This window comes from Haloactinopolyspora alba (assembly GCF_003014555.1).
GTDB classification, from domain to species: domain Bacteria; phylum Actinomycetota; class Actinomycetes; order Jiangellales; family Jiangellaceae; genus Haloactinopolyspora; species Haloactinopolyspora alba.
Genome location: NZ_PYGE01000006.1, coordinates 96,223 through 112,300 on the forward strand (window position 1 = coordinate 96,223; position 16,078 = coordinate 112,300).

General features: G+C 67.9%; 23 protein-coding genes and 1 tRNA gene. 6 read left to right on the forward strand and 18 right to left on the reverse strand.

The window, feature by feature from the left end:
- The first annotated feature begins 99 nt into the window (after positions 1-99).
- Positions 100-1,425 carry an ABC transporter substrate-binding protein gene (locus CLV30_RS10230; protein ID WP_106537107.1) on the forward strand — a complete coding sequence of 442 codons (1,326 nt, stop codon included), beginning with the start codon at positions 100-102 and terminating at the stop codon, positions 1,423-1,425.
- A gap of 264 nt (positions 1,426-1,689) precedes the next feature.
- Here the strand turns inward: CLV30_RS10230 and CLV30_RS10235 are convergent, their stop codons facing one another.
- The 5 genes from CLV30_RS10235 to CLV30_RS10255 all read right to left on the reverse strand — a co-directional run bounded on the left by CLV30_RS10235 (position 1,690) and on the right by CLV30_RS10255 (position 6,607).
- A complete protein-coding gene (locus CLV30_RS10235) occupies positions 1,690-2,148 on the reverse strand; it encodes a protein-tyrosine phosphatase family protein (RefSeq protein ID WP_106537108.1) in 459 nt (152 codons plus the stop codon).
- An 80-nt stretch (positions 2,149-2,228) separates the two neighbouring features.
- A complete protein-coding gene (locus CLV30_RS10240) occupies positions 2,229-3,221 on the reverse strand; it encodes a branched-chain amino acid ABC transporter permease (RefSeq protein WP_106537109.1) in 993 nt (330 codons plus the stop codon).
- A gap of 16 nt (positions 3,222-3,237) precedes the next feature.
- Positions 3,238-4,527 carry a branched-chain amino acid ABC transporter permease gene (locus CLV30_RS10245; protein WP_165358496.1) on the reverse strand — a complete coding sequence of 430 codons (1,290 nt, stop codon included), beginning with the start codon at positions 4,525-4,527 and terminating at the stop codon, positions 3,238-3,240.
- 282 nt (positions 4,528-4,809) lie between these two features.
- Positions 4,810-5,985, reverse strand: a complete 1,176-nt coding sequence (locus CLV30_RS10250) for an ABC transporter substrate-binding protein (RefSeq protein WP_106537111.1) — start codon at positions 5,983-5,985, stop codon at positions 4,810-4,812.
- Position 5,986: 1 nt separating this feature from the next.
- Complete coding sequence (locus tag CLV30_RS10255; RefSeq protein ID WP_240723199.1) at positions 5,987-6,607, reverse strand: ANTAR domain-containing response regulator; 621 nt, start codon at positions 6,605-6,607, stop codon at positions 5,987-5,989.
- Between the two features lie 80 nt (positions 6,608-6,687).
- Here CLV30_RS10255 and CLV30_RS10260 point away from each other — a divergent pair.
- Positions 6,688-6,764: transfer RNA gene (locus tag CLV30_RS10260), tRNA-Leu, on the forward strand.
- Between the two features lie 76 nt (positions 6,765-6,840).
- On the opposite strand, the gene CLV30_RS10265 is transcribed toward CLV30_RS10260, so the two are convergent.
- The 13 genes from CLV30_RS10265 to CLV30_RS10330 all read right to left on the reverse strand — a co-directional run bounded on the left by CLV30_RS10265 (position 6,841) and on the right by CLV30_RS10330 (position 13,910).
- Complete coding sequence (locus tag CLV30_RS10265; RefSeq protein ID WP_106537112.1) at positions 6,841-7,977, reverse strand: tyrosine-type recombinase/integrase; 1,137 nt, start codon at positions 7,975-7,977, stop codon at positions 6,841-6,843.
- 129 nt (positions 7,978-8,106) lie between these two features.
- Positions 8,107-8,283 carry a helix-turn-helix domain-containing protein gene (locus tag CLV30_RS10270; protein ID WP_165358497.1) on the reverse strand — a complete coding sequence of 59 codons (177 nt, stop codon included), beginning with the start codon at positions 8,281-8,283 and terminating at the stop codon, positions 8,107-8,109.
- Entirely contained in the window at positions 8,280-8,570 is a 291-nt protein-coding gene (locus tag CLV30_RS10275) for a hypothetical protein (protein WP_106537114.1), read from the reverse strand. The genes CLV30_RS10270 and CLV30_RS10275 overlap by 4 nt, the downstream gene beginning before the upstream one ends.
- Positions 8,567-9,154: a deoxynucleotide monophosphate kinase family protein gene (locus CLV30_RS10280; protein ID WP_205740579.1), complete on the reverse strand. Its 588-nt coding sequence runs from the start codon at positions 9,152-9,154 to the stop codon at positions 8,567-8,569. Before CLV30_RS10280 ends, CLV30_RS10275 begins: the two co-directional genes overlap by 4 nt.
- Positions 9,151-9,528 carry a hypothetical protein gene (locus CLV30_RS10285; RefSeq protein ID WP_106537115.1) on the reverse strand — a complete coding sequence of 126 codons (378 nt, stop codon included), beginning with the start codon at positions 9,526-9,528 and terminating at the stop codon, positions 9,151-9,153. Before CLV30_RS10285 ends, CLV30_RS10280 begins: the two co-directional genes overlap by 4 nt.
- A complete protein-coding gene (locus CLV30_RS10290) occupies positions 9,518-9,754 on the reverse strand; it encodes a hypothetical protein (RefSeq protein WP_106537116.1) in 237 nt (78 codons plus the stop codon). The genes CLV30_RS10285 and CLV30_RS10290 overlap by 11 nt, the downstream gene beginning before the upstream one ends.
- Positions 9,755-10,120: 366 nt before the next feature.
- Complete coding sequence (locus CLV30_RS10300) at positions 10,121-10,465, reverse strand: hypothetical protein (RefSeq protein WP_165358498.1); 345 nt, start codon at positions 10,463-10,465, stop codon at positions 10,121-10,123.
- Positions 10,466-10,768: 303 nt separating this feature from the next.
- Complete coding sequence (locus tag CLV30_RS10310) at positions 10,769-11,194, reverse strand: hypothetical protein (protein ID WP_106537120.1); 426 nt, start codon at positions 11,192-11,194, stop codon at positions 10,769-10,771.
- A 192-nt stretch (positions 11,195-11,386) separates the two neighbouring features.
- Complete coding sequence (locus CLV30_RS10315; protein ID WP_106537121.1) at positions 11,387-11,878, reverse strand: hypothetical protein; 492 nt, start codon at positions 11,876-11,878, stop codon at positions 11,387-11,389.
- Complete coding sequence (locus tag CLV30_RS10320) at positions 11,875-12,510, reverse strand: metallophosphoesterase family protein (protein WP_165358499.1); 636 nt, start codon at positions 12,508-12,510, stop codon at positions 11,875-11,877. Before CLV30_RS10320 ends, CLV30_RS10315 begins: the two co-directional genes overlap by 4 nt.
- The gene (locus tag CLV30_RS26410) at positions 12,507-13,070 is read right to left on the reverse strand and encodes a zinc metalloprotease (RefSeq protein ID WP_165358500.1); all 564 of its coding nucleotides are present in this window, start codon (positions 13,068-13,070) and stop codon (positions 12,507-12,509) included. Before CLV30_RS26410 ends, CLV30_RS10320 begins: the two co-directional genes overlap by 4 nt.
- Positions 13,070-13,276, reverse strand: coding sequence for a hypothetical protein (locus tag CLV30_RS10325; RefSeq protein WP_106537123.1), 207 nt, complete (start codon positions 13,274-13,276; stop codon positions 13,070-13,072). The genes CLV30_RS26410 and CLV30_RS10325 overlap by 1 nt, the downstream gene beginning before the upstream one ends.
- A 7-nt stretch (positions 13,277-13,283) precedes the next feature.
- On the reverse strand, positions 13,284-13,910 hold the full coding sequence (locus tag CLV30_RS10330) for a DUF2637 domain-containing protein (protein ID WP_106537124.1): 627 nt from the start codon (positions 13,908-13,910) through the stop codon (positions 13,284-13,286).
- An 83-nt stretch (positions 13,911-13,993) separates the two neighbouring features.
- Here CLV30_RS10330 and CLV30_RS25965 point away from each other — a divergent pair, with 83 nt between their 5' ends.
- The 4 genes from CLV30_RS25965 to CLV30_RS10345 all read left to right on the forward strand — a co-directional run bounded on the left by CLV30_RS25965 (position 13,994) and on the right by CLV30_RS10345 (position 16,073).
- Positions 13,994-14,248 carry a hypothetical protein gene (locus CLV30_RS25965; RefSeq protein WP_129710898.1) on the forward strand — a complete coding sequence of 85 codons (255 nt, stop codon included), beginning with the start codon at positions 13,994-13,996 and terminating at the stop codon, positions 14,246-14,248.
- A 244-nt stretch (positions 14,249-14,492) separates the two neighbouring features.
- Positions 14,493-14,717, forward strand: a complete 225-nt coding sequence (locus CLV30_RS10335) for a hypothetical protein (protein WP_106537125.1) — start codon at positions 14,493-14,495, stop codon at positions 14,715-14,717.
- A 43-nt stretch (positions 14,718-14,760) separates the two neighbouring features.
- Entirely contained in the window at positions 14,761-15,207 is a 447-nt protein-coding gene (locus CLV30_RS10340; RefSeq protein WP_106537268.1) for a DUF6879 family protein, read from the forward strand.
- Between the two features lie 14 nt (positions 15,208-15,221).
- On the forward strand, positions 15,222-16,073 hold the full coding sequence (locus CLV30_RS10345) for a helix-turn-helix domain-containing protein (protein ID WP_106537126.1): 852 nt from the start codon (positions 15,222-15,224) through the stop codon (positions 16,071-16,073).
- Positions 16,074-16,078: the final 5 nt, after the last annotated feature.

The window sequence follows — 16,078 nt, forward strand, 5'->3', positions numbered from 1 at the left end:
CTTCCAGCCATCCGCTGGGGGTTCTGCGTGCGGCTCGCGAACCGTGCCGAACGCACCACTCGCGGCAGTTCACGGTCAGACGCGAACGAGGAGACAGCGATGCGCCGACCCTTGTTATGGCGTGGGGTAGCCCTCGCCGGTGCCGCGGCACTCACCCTTGGTGCGTGCGGCGACGACGGTGGCGGGAGCGACGGCACTGCCGAACCCACAGAGGACCAGACCCAGGACACCGGGCAGACCGACGAGCCGCAGGCCGACGTCGACGTCGAGCGGCCCGGACGCGACGAAGTGCTGGACCTGGGATACGTACTCCCCGAATCCGGCCCGTTGGCCTTCCTGGGCGCGCCGATGATCACCGGCGCCAACATGGCGCTCGAGGACATCAACGCCGCCGGCGGCGTGCTCGGCAGCGACGTGACCTTGACGACCGGTGACGAAGCAGGCGACGCCGCACTGGCGCAGCAGGCCGCCGCACGGCTGATCAACAGCGGTGTCGACGGCGTACTCGGTGCCGCGGCATCGGGGATGTCCCAGGAGATCATCCAGCTGCTGTACGACAACCAGATCGTGCAGTGCTCGCCGGCCAACACGTCGCCGTCGTTCTCCGAACAGGAGAACAACGGCTTCTACCACCGGACCGTTCCTCCGGACGCCGCGGTCGCGCCCATCATCGCCGACACGGTGGTCGCCGATGGCGCGCAGAACGTCGCCGTCGTCGCACGTGCCGACGACTACGGTGTGGCCCTCGCCGACCTGGTCGAGACGAACGTGCAGAACCTCGGCGGATCGGTGGCGACACGCGTGGACTACGACCCGAACACGTCGGACTTCTCCGCGGAGGTCTCGCAGATCACCGGGGCGAACCCGGACGCCGTCGTCATCATCGGCTTCGGCGAGGCTGCGACCCTGATCCGCCAGCTGATCGAGGCGGGAGTGCCGGCGAACGCCATCTACGGCAGCGACGGCCTGTTCGGCCCGACCCTCACCCAGGACGTGAACCCGGACGATCCGGGCTTCATCTCCGGGATGAAGGTCATCGGCGCTTCGGGTGGCGAAGAGTTCAACAACCGGCTCAACGAGCGGCTGCCCGACAACGAGAAGGGCAACCTGATCTACGGTGGGCAGGCTTACGACTGCATGATCATCATGGCGCTGGGAGCCATCGCCGCCGACTCGACGGACCCGGTCGACTTCAACGAGACGGTCAACGCCGTCACGAAGGACGGCACCGAGTGCAGCACCTTCGCCAACTGCAGTGAGCTGCTCGCCTCCGGCGAGGACATCGACTACCAGGGCGTCAGCGGTCCGCTGAACATCCAGGGCACCGACCCGGCCGTCGGGCGCTACGCCATCGCCCAGTTCCAGGACGACGGTTCGCTCGAGGTCGTCGGCTCCCAGGACGTCGACCTCACCCAACTCGGCTGACGAGCGCGAGCGACGTGGTCGCATCCGAGCGACCGTAGACGCACTGTGACGGCCCGGTACCCGTTCCACCGACGGGCTACCGGGCCGTCACTCGTCTCTGCCGGGGGTAAAATGATCACGTTCAGCATGGAATTCCATGCGTCACCACCCCTACAGGCCTGGTGACGCGTACGAACGCCTGGTGATGCAGCCGATCAGCCCCAGCCCGCAGCGGCGTGTCCGACGGACACTGGGGTGCGACGGACGGACACCGGGGCGCCACCGTCATCCGAAGCGAGCGACGTAACGCCGTTGCCAAGGGGCCTCGACAGCGCGCCGCGAGTAGTGTTCGCGCACGTATCCGACCGCCCGGTCCGCTGGAACGCCGTCCAGGACGGCCAGGCAGGCCAGGGCGGTACCGGTGCGACCGACCCCGCCGTTGCATCCGACCTCGACCCGCTCGGTTCCCGAACGCGCCCACGCCTCACCTAGCGCGTCCGCCGTTGCCGCGCGATCCCGCGGCAACCAGAAGTCCGGCCAGCGCAGCCAGCGAGCCTCCCACGGGAACTCCGGCGGCTCCCGACCGAGCAGGTACAGCGCGAACGTCGGCTCCGTTCCGCCCGGAAACCCTTGCCGCAACGCGCGACCGCGTACGAGCCGTCCCGACGGCAGCCGCATCACGCCGGGGTCGGCCGGATCCCAGAGTCCGGAGTGTCCCGCCGGGCCGTCACCACCCCTGTGCATGCATCACGAGGCCTGTACGAGTAGTGACGCAGAGAATTCCATGGTGAACCTGGTCATTCTCGGCTCCGACGAGCCAAAGGTCAGCTCGTCAGGGTGATCACGTCTTGTCGGCGACCCATCAGGCCTTGCGGGCGGAACACCATCAACAGCACCAGCGCCAAGCCCACCGTGGCCAGCACGACCGCGCCGGTCGCGCCGCCGGTCGTCATGAAGCCCGGCAGGTACTCGGCGTTGGCTGCCTGCCGCAGCGCCGCACTGACGGAGCTGAACAGGAACCAGAACAGTACAGCTCCGACCAGCGGCCCGAACCGCGTGGCGGCGCCGCCCAGGATGAGGACGGTATAGGCGAAGAACGTCACCTGCGGCTGGTACGTGTCCGCGTTGACGGTCTGGCCCGCGATCGCGAACATCACCCCGCCCAGGGCTCCGATGACGCCGCCGATGACGAGACTCTGCAGCTTGTAGCTGAACACACCCTTGCCGAGCGCACGTGCGACTTCCTCGTCCTCTCGGATGGCCTTGATGACCCTGCCCCACGGGCTTCGCATCAACAGGATGACCACGACGGTGGCAACCAGCGCGACGCCCCACGTCACCAGCAGCGACCACAGTTGCCCGGACGAATAGCTGAGACCGCCGATGCCGTAGGTGCCGTTCGGAATGGGGTTCAACGCGTGGAACTCGTCCGCGATCGACTGCAAGCCGAACGGTCCGCCCGTCACCTCTTCGGCCGAGCCCGAACGCACGATGAGCCGCAGCACCTCGGCGACCGCGATGGTCGTGACGGCGAAATAGTCCGCTCGCAGCCGCAGCGTCGGTATGCCGACGATCAGCGCCAGGACGATCGCGCCGAGTATCCCGACGAGCACGCCCACCCACATCGACCATCCGAAGGTCGCCACCGAGATTCCGACCCCGTACGCGCCGACCAGCATGAACCCCACCTGGCCGAAGTTGAGCAGGCCGGTGAAGCCGTAGTGCATGTTCAGGCCGATGGCGAGCAGGGCGTACGACGCCGCCTGCGGGCCGAAGCCCGACCGCAGGCCGTTGCCGAGAATCGAGGCCCAGTCCACGTCGCAGTCCTCCCCTTCAGCCGATCCGCTCTCGTTGCCCGAGGATGCCCCGCGGGCGGACGAGCAGGACCACAATCAACGCGAGCAGCGCCCACATGTACTTCAGTTCGGACGGGAACCACAGCACCGACAGCTCGGTCACGAGCCCGATCACCAACCCACCGGCCATGGCGCCGTACGCCGTACCGATACCGCCGAGGATCACCGCGGCGAACATCAGCAGCAGCAGTCGGAAGCCCATGAACCAGTCCACGGCGACGGCCGATCCGAACAGTACGCCGCCGCTCGCCGCCAGCGCCGCGCCGAGCGTCCACACCACCAGCGTCACCCGGTCCACGTCGATGCCCGACGCGGACGCGAGCGCCGGGTTGTCGGCGACCGCGCGGATGGCCTTGCCGGTGCGGCTGCGTTGCAGCATGGTCGCGAAGGCGACAAGGATCAGGACCGACAGGCACATGATCACGATGTCGCGGGGGGTCAACGAAACCGGGCCGAAGTGCAGCGCCTCCTGCCCGACGTAGTCGCTGTACGTGCGCGGAGAGCCACCGAAGAACAGCAGCAACAGGTGCCGGATCAGCAGCGAGATGCCGATCGTGATGATCACCAGCTGGAACAGGCCGAATCGTCGTCGTCGCAATGGCAGGAAGATGCCGCGTTCCAGCCCGGCGCCGAACGCGGCCGTGAGCGCGATGCCGATCGCGGCGGCGCCGATCAGCTGGATCTGCGGATCGTCGACGTTGAAGTACCAGGTCAGCATGGCGCCCAGCGCGACCAGCTCGCCGTGCGCGAAGTTGATCAGCCCGGTGGTGCCGAAGATCAGCGACAACCCGACTCCGGCCATGGCGATGATCAGGCCGAACTTGAGACCGTTGGCCACGGCTCGCGCGATCGCCTGGGCCTGCGCCCGGTCGGCTTCGCCCTCTCCCAGCTGGAAGATCACCGGCCGAGTGCGCCCTTCGGGAACCTGGACCTCGAGCGGGTTGTTCTCCGGGTCGCGCAGCTCGACACCCTCGGGCAGGGTGCCGGTGTCCAGCTCGACGGTGTAGGTGCCGCCGGTGGGGACCATGGCCTCCCACTGCCCGCTCGAGTCGGTCTCGGCTTCGGCCACCTCGGCGCCGGAGGCGTCGGTCACGACGATCGTGACGCCTTCGACGGGCTCGCTCTCGTCGTCGCGCAGGGTGCCGGTCACGCCCTGCTCGGTCGCCTGCTCGCCGCCCTGCGTAGCGTCGTCGCCGGGTGACGGCGTCTCGACGGCGACCGCAGCCGGCGCCAGCATGGTGGTCAGCACGATGACGAGACCGAGCACGACGGACCACGCGCGGTACCGGTGTCCGGCGGCATGTCTTGCGTCCCGCGGTGACAAGAGCAGGCGGATCCTCTGCCCGAACAACACCCGTTTCGCTCCCATCACCGACGGTCTCGTCAACACAGCACGAGGCACTGGCCACAGGCGGTCACCCGAGCAGGAGACGAACCACCCGAATCACTCACCCTGACGGAGAAACTTATGCCCCGGGATCGTGGGTATGACAGCAAGCAGCACGAACCAGGATCAGGTTGTTAGAACTCTGTGACCTGTCCGACCCGTCTATTCGCCCGCAAGTGGCTTCCAGCGCCCGCCGCGTAGGACGCGCAGTTCAGCTACCGCCCCGACGCGGTCGCCGAACTCGTCGAACGACACCTCACCGGTGAGGCCGCTGAAGTCGACGTGCACCAGCTCGCCGGTGCAGCCCTCCCGAGCCGCTGCCGCCGAGCTCGCCGGGGGCAGACACCGGCCCAGGACGGTCCCGACGGCGGTGCCGGCGTCGTACGCCGCGGCACCGTACTCGCCCGGAGCGGCTCCCTGCTCCGCCTCCAGTTCGTCGGCCCACCCGTCCGGCGCGACGCCGGCCGTGGGGTCGAGACGTGACGGCAACGCGGTCACGACCCCGTCGGCTGCCTCTCCGGCTCCGGCGATGAAGGCGTCGTCGCGTACGGCCTGCGCACCGATCACGTCGACGTCGAGGCCGGCCTTGGCGATCTGCCTGGTGACCTCGGCGGCGACCTTCGACGCTCCGGCGACGTAGGCCACCTGGGCGCCATCTGCACGCATGTCGTCGACGAGTCCGGCCACGCCACCGGCGCCCACCGCGCCCGCGACGACGACCTCGGCGCCGGACTCACGGACCGCCGACGAGAACTCCTGAGCCTCCGTCGGGTCGCCCCCGTCGACCACCGCCACCTTCGTGGCGTCCAGGCCGGACACCGCGTAGCGCGCGAGAACCTGCGTCGCCGTCGTGTCCGGAACCGCCGTACGGAAGTACGAGTCGTACGGACGTATCGGCTCGCCCCGATCGGCGCCGCGCGTGTGGGTCGGGTCAACGTCGGCCGGCGAGACGAACAACAGGTCCGCGTCGTCGGCGAGCGGCTGGACCGCCCGGATCGCCTCGGTGGTGAGCCCGCCGACGATGGCGATGCCGTCACGGTCGATCAGCTCCGTCACCTCGGCCTTGGCCCCCGCGACGTCGGTCTCGTCGATCGGCACCACGTCGACGGTCCAGCCGGAGATGCCGGACGCGGCGTCGTCGACGGCAGAGCGCACCGCAGCCAGGACGCCGGCGCCGTCGGCGCTCTGCCACCCTTCCTGTGGCACGAGCACGCCGACCGTCGCGGTCTGTGCACCGGCGTCGTCGTCACCCAGCGCGTCGACCATGCCGCACGACGACGAGACGGCGGCAGCGGCGAGCACCGCGACACCGACGGCTACGCGGCGGATGCCCCGCACGTCAGCTGTTCGCTCCGTCGTCCTCACTCTCGGCGAGGACGACGTTCGCGACGTCTCGCATCGAGGTCCGTTTGTCCATCGCGGCCTTCTGGATCCATCGGAACGCGTCCGGCTCGCTCAGCCCGAACCTCGTCTGCAGCACACCCTTCGCACGGTCGACCAGCTTCCTGGTCTCGAGCCGCTCGTTGAGGTCGATGACCTCGGTTTCGAGCTGGGCGATCTCTTCGTGGCGGGACAGCGCCATCTCGATGGCCGGAACCAGGTCCGCCTTGGTGAACGGCTTGACGAGGTAGGCCATGGCGCCGGCCTCACGGGCTCGCTCGACGAGATCACGCTGAGAGAACGCGGTGAGGATCAGGACCGGGGCGATGCGCTGCTCGACGATGCGCGCGGCCGCCGAGATGCCGTCGAGTACCGGCATCTTGACGTCCATGACGACCAGGTCGGGCCGGTTCTCCTCGGTGAGGCGGACGGCGCTGGCACCATCGGCGGCCTCACCGACGACTTCGTAGCCCTCCTCCCCCAGCATCTCGATCAGATCCAGGCGGATGAGCGACTCGTCCTCGGCAACGAGCACGCGCCGGGCGGTTGCAGTTGGCGATGGCGATGGCGAATCGGTCACCGGGAAAGCCTACTCGGAGCATGCAACGAGTGCCGGGTAGGCTAGGGTCGGCGTTGCTTGCGCACGTACGCGCGGGCCTTGGCCCGGTAGGCAAATTGGCAAAGCCGCCGCACTCAAAATGCGGTGTGTGTCGGTTCGAGTCCGACCCGGGCTACCAGCGAGAACACCAGAATCCGCACCCATCTCAATGAATGCCAGTGAGCACATAGTGAGCAGGGCTCCCCACGGCAGCCCTACGCCGCGTCGTCCTCGACCTCGGCCTCGGCGACCTTGCTGAGCCGCTGCGCAAGATCGACAACGTCACCGTCGAACAGGTCGGCGTAGACGTTCAGCGTCATGGCCGCGTCCTTGTGGCCGAGCATCTTCTGGACGGCGAGCACCGTGGCCCCGCTCGCCACGGCCAGGCTGGCCGCCGTGTGCCGGAGGTCGTACGGCACCAGCGGATCGACGCCGGCCTTCGCCGCCGCCGGCTTGAATACCTTGCGTGCCCACTCGACGATCCGGAGCCGCATGCCCCGCGGCGAGCGGAACAACGGCTCGTCGGGCGAACGGCCATTGCGATCGTCGAGCATGACCCCGAGCTTGTTGGCGACGAACTCGGGCAGGCGGATCGTGCGCCGCTCGTGCGTCTTCGTCGGACCGAGAATCAGCTTGCCGCCGACTGTCGAGTACGCCTTGACGACACGAATGGTGCCCTTCTTCCGGTTGAAGTCCCGCTCATTGAATGCGGCCACCTCGCCCGGACGCGGCCCGCAGTAGGCCATCAGGTAGATCAGCGCCTCTGTCTCTCGGCCGCGCTCTGGCGTGGGCTCAACGTCCCGCGCCGTCTCGGCGAGCAGGTGCACATCCTCCGCGTCGAGGTATCGGTGCTCCCGCTCCCTCTCCCTGGCCGGAATCTTCGGCAGCTTGCCCGACCGGTCGCGCACCGGGTTGCGCGGGAGTCGGTCGTCGGCGACGGCCGCATCGATCATCCGCACGAACTGCTTGGCCGTGTCGTTTCGAGTCGTGTCGCCGACCGGGCCGCCTTTCGCTCCTTGCATGGTCCGCACCCACTTGACGAAATCTTCGCGTGCGATGCGCTTGAGCGGCACGCCATCCCAGACCAGTGCGATGCGCTTCTGCCGGTCGTCGTAACCGGCCCTCGTCTTGTCGCTCACCTCGAGCTGGTCCAGCCACATCGGGTACCACTCGCCCACAGTTATTTTCGCGCGCGCGGGGTCGGTCCAGTCCTGCCTCTTCGCGGACTCCTCTTGCTTTTCTGCCTCGGCCAGCGCGTCCCGCTTCCGCTTGAACACGGCGGTCGCCTTGAGGTCGCCGTCCACCCTGTACCGTCCGATGTGCCCGCCCGTGCGTGGCTCGGTGTACGCCATCTCGCGCTCCTCTCGTCGCTTCGACTGCCGCCCTGGCGGTCGATTCCTTGACGATATACAGACTTTGTATACACGCAGCCCCACGCCGGGACCATGTCGATGGCGTGGGGCTGCGTTTCTGTCTCGGCGTCAGAGTGACGCGCGGTTCTGCTCAGCCCAGGCGTCGACCTCCGAGAGGCGGTACCTGCGCTTCTGGCCGACCTTGTAGCAGGGCAGACCTGCCCGGTCGGCGTGGTTGTAGAGCCAGCTCACCTTCACGTCGAGGTGTTCGGCCACGGCGTGGATGTCGACGTACTTCTCTCTCACCAGGCCCCGCCCACGTCCGGCACCTCGATGTCCACCCCGGCCACGGCCTGCGTGAAGCGCTCGTCCACCAGCTCGGCCTCGACCGCGCGCCGGACATGGGGAGCTGCCGCCTCCACGGCGGCCCGCAGCACCGGCAGGTACGTGCTCTTGAGTGAGTACCGCTGGAACGCCTCCAGCTCCTCGTAGGGCGGGATTTCCGCCTCCAAGCTGGCCTGCGAGTTGTACAGGTCGCGCACGAACTCGTCCAGGATCGTCGTCATGTCCAGCTTCTCGATGATGTTGCTCACTTGATCAGCTCCCTCTGGGCTTTGAGGAGGGCTCGGGCGATGGCGTCGGCATTGAGGTGCAGCCACTCCAGGTCCCGGCTGTTGTGGATCGTGAAGTTGACGGGCCAGTCGTCCAGCGCCGTCTCGGAGTCGTGCGTGTCGTCGCTCTCCAGTCCCGGCCGCACGATGCGGACCAGATGACCGAGAAGCTGAACCGCGTCGGCCTCGTTGGGGAAGCGGACGTCGTCGACCACTACCGGCCCCGGCGTGTCGCCGATCCGCTCCAGCGCGATGCGCAGCCAGAAGTCCTCGTCCAGGTTGCGCACGCCGACGCCCATGTGCTGGAGCGTGCGACGCACCTCGCGAATCTCCTTGGCCTGCTCCCAGCCGAGCGTGTCCACGATCTCGGACAGTCGGATGGCGTCGAAGTCGCTGCCCCGTCCGCTGAACTCGACGCCGATAACCGGGTCCAGCTCCAGCGCCGCGTCCTTGAGCGGCCCGGCCAGCGACACCTGAGTGAAACCGTGCTCCTCGACCAGACGCCGGGCGAACTCACCCTTGCCGCTGCGCTTCTTGCCCGTGAGGCCGATGACGAGGCCGCTCACAGGTCACCCACCAGCGGCTCAAGCTCATCGAAGTCGAGCCCGAGCGCGTCGGCCATCGCGGCCACGGCCTGGGGGCTGGTCGTCGCCACGGCGGACAGGAGCTTCTGTCGCGCCCTCTCCGCGCGCTGCACCTCGTCGTCCGCGCGAGCCACGGCCATGAGTGCAGCCAGCTCCTGGGTCAGGTCTGCGATGCGCTCCTCGAGGCCCTCTCCGGCGCGCGCCACGTGGTGCGGCAGGGCGGGGTCGAACCTGTCGTCATAGTGGTACGCCCGCCCGCGGTCGTTGTCGAGCCTGGCGGCCCGCCTCACCTCGGGCAGGTCCGCCTCGTAAATGGCCCATACGACCGACCCAAGCGGGGTCGTTTCACTTGTCACTGCTCTCTGCCTCCCAGAGTTCGCTGATCGGCACCGGCTTCGCCGGCTCGCCGCTGTCCCACATCACGACGGCCTCGACGGGCACGTCCTTGTCTTTCGTCGGGAGCCGGAGCCACTCGACGCAGCCCCGACCCTTGGCCTCGTGCTCAACTCGCATGCGCGGCCGGTACGGCACGCCGTCGGCGAGGCTCGGCACGGGCGGCGCGTAGTCGACGAGGTCGGTCATCCGGCCGGGTCCGTGCAGTCGTGGCACCCGCCGCCTTCGCAAGTCGCGCAGCGCGGCCAGCCGGCCTCCGTGCGATTCGCCGGGAGGGTGGGCTCGTGCGCACCCACCTCCCGCCACGGAGTCACGTACCGGTAGATGGTGCGACAGGTGGCGTAATCCGGCGTTCTGGTCCGGTTGCCCCACAGGTCGTAGTGCTCTAGCTCCACCTGAGTGGCGATCAGTCCAGCGTCAACGAGGGCCTGGACTCGGCCGCGGGAATCCCCGCACAGCGGACAGCTCATGTCGATCTGGCGCCAAGGGCCGTACCGGTTGCGCCCCTCACGACAAGTGCAAGTGCTGAGCAGCTTCACCGCCTGCTCGATACGCTCACTCACCGAGCAGCCCCTTCCGCAGGCGCTGAGCCTCGAGCCAGTACGTCTCGGCAGTCCCGTTCCGGTACCCCCGCCAGCGGTCGCAGGCGTATATGGGCGGCACTCCCCACGACTCGGCCAGCCCTTCCATGCGCTGGATGTGCTCGGTCAGGCGCTCACGCCAGCCCGCGTCAACGATCAAGCCCTCGCCGACCTGGAGGTCGATGACGTGGTCGCGCATGTCCTGTAGCTCCTGGCGAGCGCGAGCCGCCTCCTCGAACCAGAAGTCGCGCTGCTCCGTCAGGTCGTCGACCCGCCGCATCAGGCGGTCCTCCCGCTGCTCGGCTCTCGTCAGGTCCACGGTGAGCTGCATCGCCTCATCAGTCGCGGGTCTCACTAGTGCACTCCGATCGCATTCATGTCGTTGTGCGCGTGCCGAGACTGGCTCGTCAGGTGCCAGCCCTCGCATGCGCCGCACTCGTAGTAGCGGTTCTCCACGTACAGCCCTCGGCGCGTGCCGTGGGCGTCGGCCTTCCGGCGCCGGCTCGTCTGGCTCCGACCGAGCGCCTTCTCAGCGTCCCGCTCCGTGGCGAACGACCTCTTGCCGGCCTCGTGGCACCAGGTGGATTCAACTCGACGGCTCACGAGGCCGCCCCCTCTCTGTTCACGTCGTGTACTTCTTGCACTTGCAGGTCTTGACCACGCATCCGTTCACCTCCGGGTGCTCGTGCGTGACCTTCGGGTGGTTGCATGCGGCGCACGCTGGATTGGGGTCGGCGTCCAGTTCTTCGACGGCGCGTTCCCTGTTCGATACGGACCGCACGGGGAACACGCCAACCTCACCGCCGAGCCCCAGCTCACCCGAGTTGATGGCCTTGAACGCCTCGTTTTCCGACGGCACCGGCCCGTACAGCAGGTTGTTGCCGCCGTTGCGGGACGCCACTACGTACCAGTCACGGTCCAGCAACAGGCGCATGGTCGTGGTGACCACCGCCCGGGCCAGCTTCTCGGCGCTCTCGTACGTGTCGTCCTCGAGGACGTCGGTGATGGCCTGGATCTCGTCCTTACGGGCCGTCAGCCGAACCTTCACCAGCGATCACCGCCCTTGCCACCTCTCGAGGTTGAGCCTCTGTTGCCACGGCGTCTGCGTGGGTGCGTAGGAAGATCAAGCTCCCCTTGATCCCCGGCGCCTGGCCCGGTCGTGGCTTGTCGCGCCACGGCAGGATTGCGTCAACGGCGTCCGGATTGATGAACTGGTCGCCACCCAGATCCAGAAGCCGGGTCAACTGCGGGTCACCACCAGTCCGTTGCCCAGGTCCAGGTCCTGGCCGACGACGACCCCCGCGATCTTCTCGATCGGCACGTACGACAGCGCGGTCAGGAGGTCGCGCTGTGCGGCGCGCCGGTTCAGCTCTCCGGTCAGCTCGCTCAGCGCCCGCAGGTCCTCGTTGATCGTGGCGTCCAGGTGCTGCCACTGGAGGACCCGATCGGACATGGCGTGGTACGCCACTTCGAGGTCCTCGTCAGCCATCTCGGGCACGGTCGTGCGCCCCGGCTCGACGGCCGAGGTTGCACCCTCGACGTGACGCGGCCCCACCCACTCAAACAGCGGGCCGCGACTACTCGCGCCCTCGACGTAGTACGGCAGGTCATGGTCGCCGGGGTCGACCTTGACTACCGTCACCTCGGCGCCGATGTCGAGACCATGCACGACGACGCCGCACTCCTTGTTGTCGACGATGCGGACCTTGTCGCCTACCTTGAACTCAGTCACTGGTCGTTCTCCTTGATCAGTTTCTCGATGATGTGTGCATGAACGGGAGTTAGGTCCCATGCGTCCAGGCCGACGTGGACTTGCAGAGCGCTTCCATGAGGCGCCCATGACGAGCCAGCCAGGCCGGGATTCCAGTCGGCGTATGCGCCGTGCGCTCGCTGGTCGGTGCGGTGCGTGTGTCCGTGCAGCAGAACGCCGCCCTCATCGAAAGGGATGCGCCAGTGCCGGAACTGTCGCTCCCGACCATCCCCTGCGCGCTCGCCGGACCACGGAAAGTGGCTCAGCAGGACGTCACGCCCGGCGAGCTTCACCCGCCCGGCCATGGCCACGTACTCGAAGACGTTGCCGTAGCGAGCCAGCGCCTGCGCCGCGCGCCGGTGCATCGGATGGGCCGCATCGTGATTGCCCACAATCAGTCGCTTGCGACCGGGCAGCCCATGCAGCAGGTCCAGTGCATAGTCCTCGGCTCCGCACGAAAAGTCGCCGAGCACCCACACGATGTCCCTCTCGCCAACCACCGAGGCCCAGCGCTCGCCGATCTCCTTGTCGTGCTCGACGGCACATTCAAACCCTCGCAGGCCGGCGACCTTCTCGTGGCCGAGGTGCAGGTCGCTGGTGAATAGGTGTCTCACTCGGCTCTGCTCCTCTCGTAGATATCGGCGATCGCTTGGCGGTCGCCCTCGGTCAGGTGCCCGACCTCGGTGTAGCCGGTCGGGTGCATCACGGTCGTGCCGTCGCCGTGGCCAAGCCCTGCGGCGTGACCCAGCTCGTGGCGGATCGCAGCGGCCCAGCTCTCCGGCGTGTGCCGGTACGCCTGGTCGACGTTCAGCCAGATGGTTGCGCTGGCGAACAGCTCGGGGTCGTGCTCCATGCGCTCACCCTTGAACCACGCGCTGTAGCAGCAGTCCTCGGCCATGCGCGTCACGACCCGCACGACGTTGCCGTGGTGGGTGCAGTCGTCCTTGACGACGAGCCGCACTGGCAGGTCGCGGAAGTCAGCCGCAGCCTCCCGCACGGGGAACCCAGCGGTCTCGTCTTGTACGCACACCAGCGGAGCCACGCCCGGCCATCGGCCGAGCGATTCCTCGCGGGTCACGCCAGCGTCGAGCTGCGGCAGGTCACCACCTGCCGCCGACGTCGGCAACAGAACGCCGGCCACCACCAGAGCCACGCCGGCCAGGGTCCTGAGCATCACGGCTCACCCGCCCTGCGGATGTGGCGCGGGAGCACCCACTGGACGAGGTGATGGCGCGAGGAGCGGTCGATCACCCGAACCTCAGTCCTGTCGACGTCGATCACCTCGACCAGGGTTCCGACGTCGAGGTAGTGATACGGCTCGTGCTCCTCGAAGTCGTTGGAGACGACCTCGACCTTGTCGCCGATGTTGAACTTGACCATTTGCTGATCACTCCTCAGTAGTCACGGGCGCCGGGTCGGCGCCCTCGGTGCGGAACTTGGCCGCGAGCCTCTTGCCCGTGGCCAGTGAGCTGTCGATGCGCTCGGCCAGCACGGCGCCCGTCATGGGTCCGTGGTGCAGCCACGCCTCACGCGCAGCCACCTCGTACGGCGACCGGCTCGGCGGCTCAGGCCCTGGCTCGGGCGTGGGGTCAGGTGCTGGCTCAGGCTCAGGCACCTGAGCCTTGGCGTCAGCCCGGCTCACCATCTGCGTCAGGTGGAAGCCGAAGCCCAGGACGACGGGCGGCAGCGCCGCCACGGCCTGGGCCTGCCAGGTGGTCAGCGTCAGCGCGCCGACCGTCACCGGGTGAGCGTGCAAGGCGTTCGCCCACACACTCACCGCGCCCAGCAGGACCAGCAGGGTCCATGGGTAGGTCGCGGCCCGTCCGGACAGCCGGGTCACCACGCGCGCCGCCAGGATGGCGAAGCCGTCGAGGATCACCGGCAGTCCAGCGGCCAGCACCGGACCGAGTCCGGCCGCTACGCCGACGTCGTACAGAGCGCGTGCCGACATGGCGATCGCGACCACCAGCATCAGCCGCAGCGCGTTGCGCTCAAGTCGGCCGGTCGACGGCATGACTGTCCTCCTTCGTTGCGAGATGGGAACTGGTGTTCGAAACTGGGTGCATGGGTATGTCAGAGCGGGGACAACCGCCGCACGTGTTGAAGTGGCAGGCCGTGCTAAACGAGCACTGGCCCGCAGAGCCACGCCGCTTCAAGAACCGAGAGCCGGGGATCGACGTCCGGGTGCGCGTGGTCTGGGAAGAGGATGGCGAGGAGTTCCTCGCGGGCGTGGCTCGCCGCTGGGGCGACGCCAACGTCTATGTCGAGGTGCGAGACACCACCGGGCGTCTCAGCTCAAACGGAGTGTGGGTGAAGCCGATCGACGTCTACCGCATGGGCGACAAGCGGTAGGCATGAGCGCGACCCCCTCCCGGCATGGGGAGAGGGCCGCGTTCGGGGGCAAGTTCAGGTCAGCCGAACTCGCCGTCCTTGACGCCAGCGATGAAGGCCGACCACCCCCAAGGCGCAGAGCGTAACGGACTCCCCGGACGAATTGGGGTGCGCAAGTTCGTGCAAGTTCCCTTGTGGTCGACGCTCGGCCCGTGCAAGATCGGGCACACACGCAAGTCACGTTCCCCGGACCCAGGAGACCATCATGGCCCTGATCAAGCTCGGCAAGGACACGAACTCCCCAGTCAACAACTCCCCGACGGTGTACCTGGACGACGAGACGGACAACTACGTGCTCCAGGGGTGGAAGGTCACGGACCCTGAGCGGCTGGCTCAGATGGACATTCCCGAGCATGAGACCGTGATCGAGTTCCCCAAGCGCATGATGCAGTTCTTCCCGGAGGTGAACGGTGGCGGAGCCGACGTTTGAGGAGCTGCTGCACGGCAGCCGCCGTCGCGCCGTGCACCTGGAGATGCGCGACGGATACTCGCGCAACGACCCGGTCTTCATCGACTGGGCGGCCGGGCAGCCCGTCGACCCTGCCGAGCGCTACCGGCCCTGGCCCGAAATGGTGCGAGAGAACACCGGTCGCGGCGTCGAGATGCTGCGCGCACGGATCGTGTCGGAACCGATCAGCGAGTACATCCGATTTGAGGGCGAGGTAACCAAGGACCTCAACATCGCCGCAGGGGAGGACGTGCGCTGGCTACCCAGGCGACGCGCAACCGACCTGACCCTGCCCGGTAACGACTTCTGGCTCTTCGACGACGGCCCAGCCCTGATCAACCACTTCGACGGCGAGGGCGACTCCACCGAACACGAGATCATCGACGACCCATCCATCGTGAGCCTACTCGCGTCGGCGTTTGACGCGGTGTGGGAGCGGGCAGTGCCGCACGCGGAGTACTGGCCGGCGTAGTTCACCGAACCCCATTGCCCTCCCCGTCGTCCAGCGTCCAAGAGGCCAAACGCGCCCTGGGCCGGCGTCTGCGCGAACTCCGCCAAGACGCCGGCCTCACGGCGCGGGCGCTGGCCGGCATGGCCGGGTGGCACGAGTCGAAGTGCTCTCGCATCGAGCACGGAAAAACGCCACCATCCGATGCGGACATCCGCGCATGGACGCACCACTGCGGCGTTGAGGACCAGGCCGCCGACCTCATCGCCACGGCACGCGGCATCGAAGGAATGTACGTCGAGTGGCGCCGCCTGGAGCGCGCCGGACTCAAGCAGGCCCAAGAGACCGCCTCTCCCCTGTTCGACCGCACCAAGCGGTTCCGCGCCTACTCCTCATGGCTGCTCCCGGGGCCACTCCAGACCGAGGGCTACACCCGGTCGATTCTCCAGGCGACCGCCGAGCGTCGGAACCTCGGCCACGACATCGAGGACGCCGTGGCCGTGCGGATGCAACGGCAGCGAGTTCTACATGAGGGTGACCACCGATTCGCCATCGTCGTCGAGGAATCAACGCTCCGGACGATGATCGGCGGGCCCGACGTGATGGCGGGCCAGCTCGGCCACCTGCTCTCCGTCGCCTCACTCCCCAGCGTCAGCCTCGGCATCATCCCCAGCACAGCGGACCGCAGCGCGCTGCACCCGGTCGAAGACTTCTGGATCTTCGACGACACGCAAGTCAACGTCGAACTCGTCTCGGCCTGGCTCACGATCACCCAGCCGGGCGAGATCGCCATGTACGCACAGACCTTCGCCGCTCTGGTCGACCTTGCCGTCCACGGCCGTACCGCGCGGTCACTCATCACGGCGGCCATCGACGCCCTCGACGCGTAGGGCCC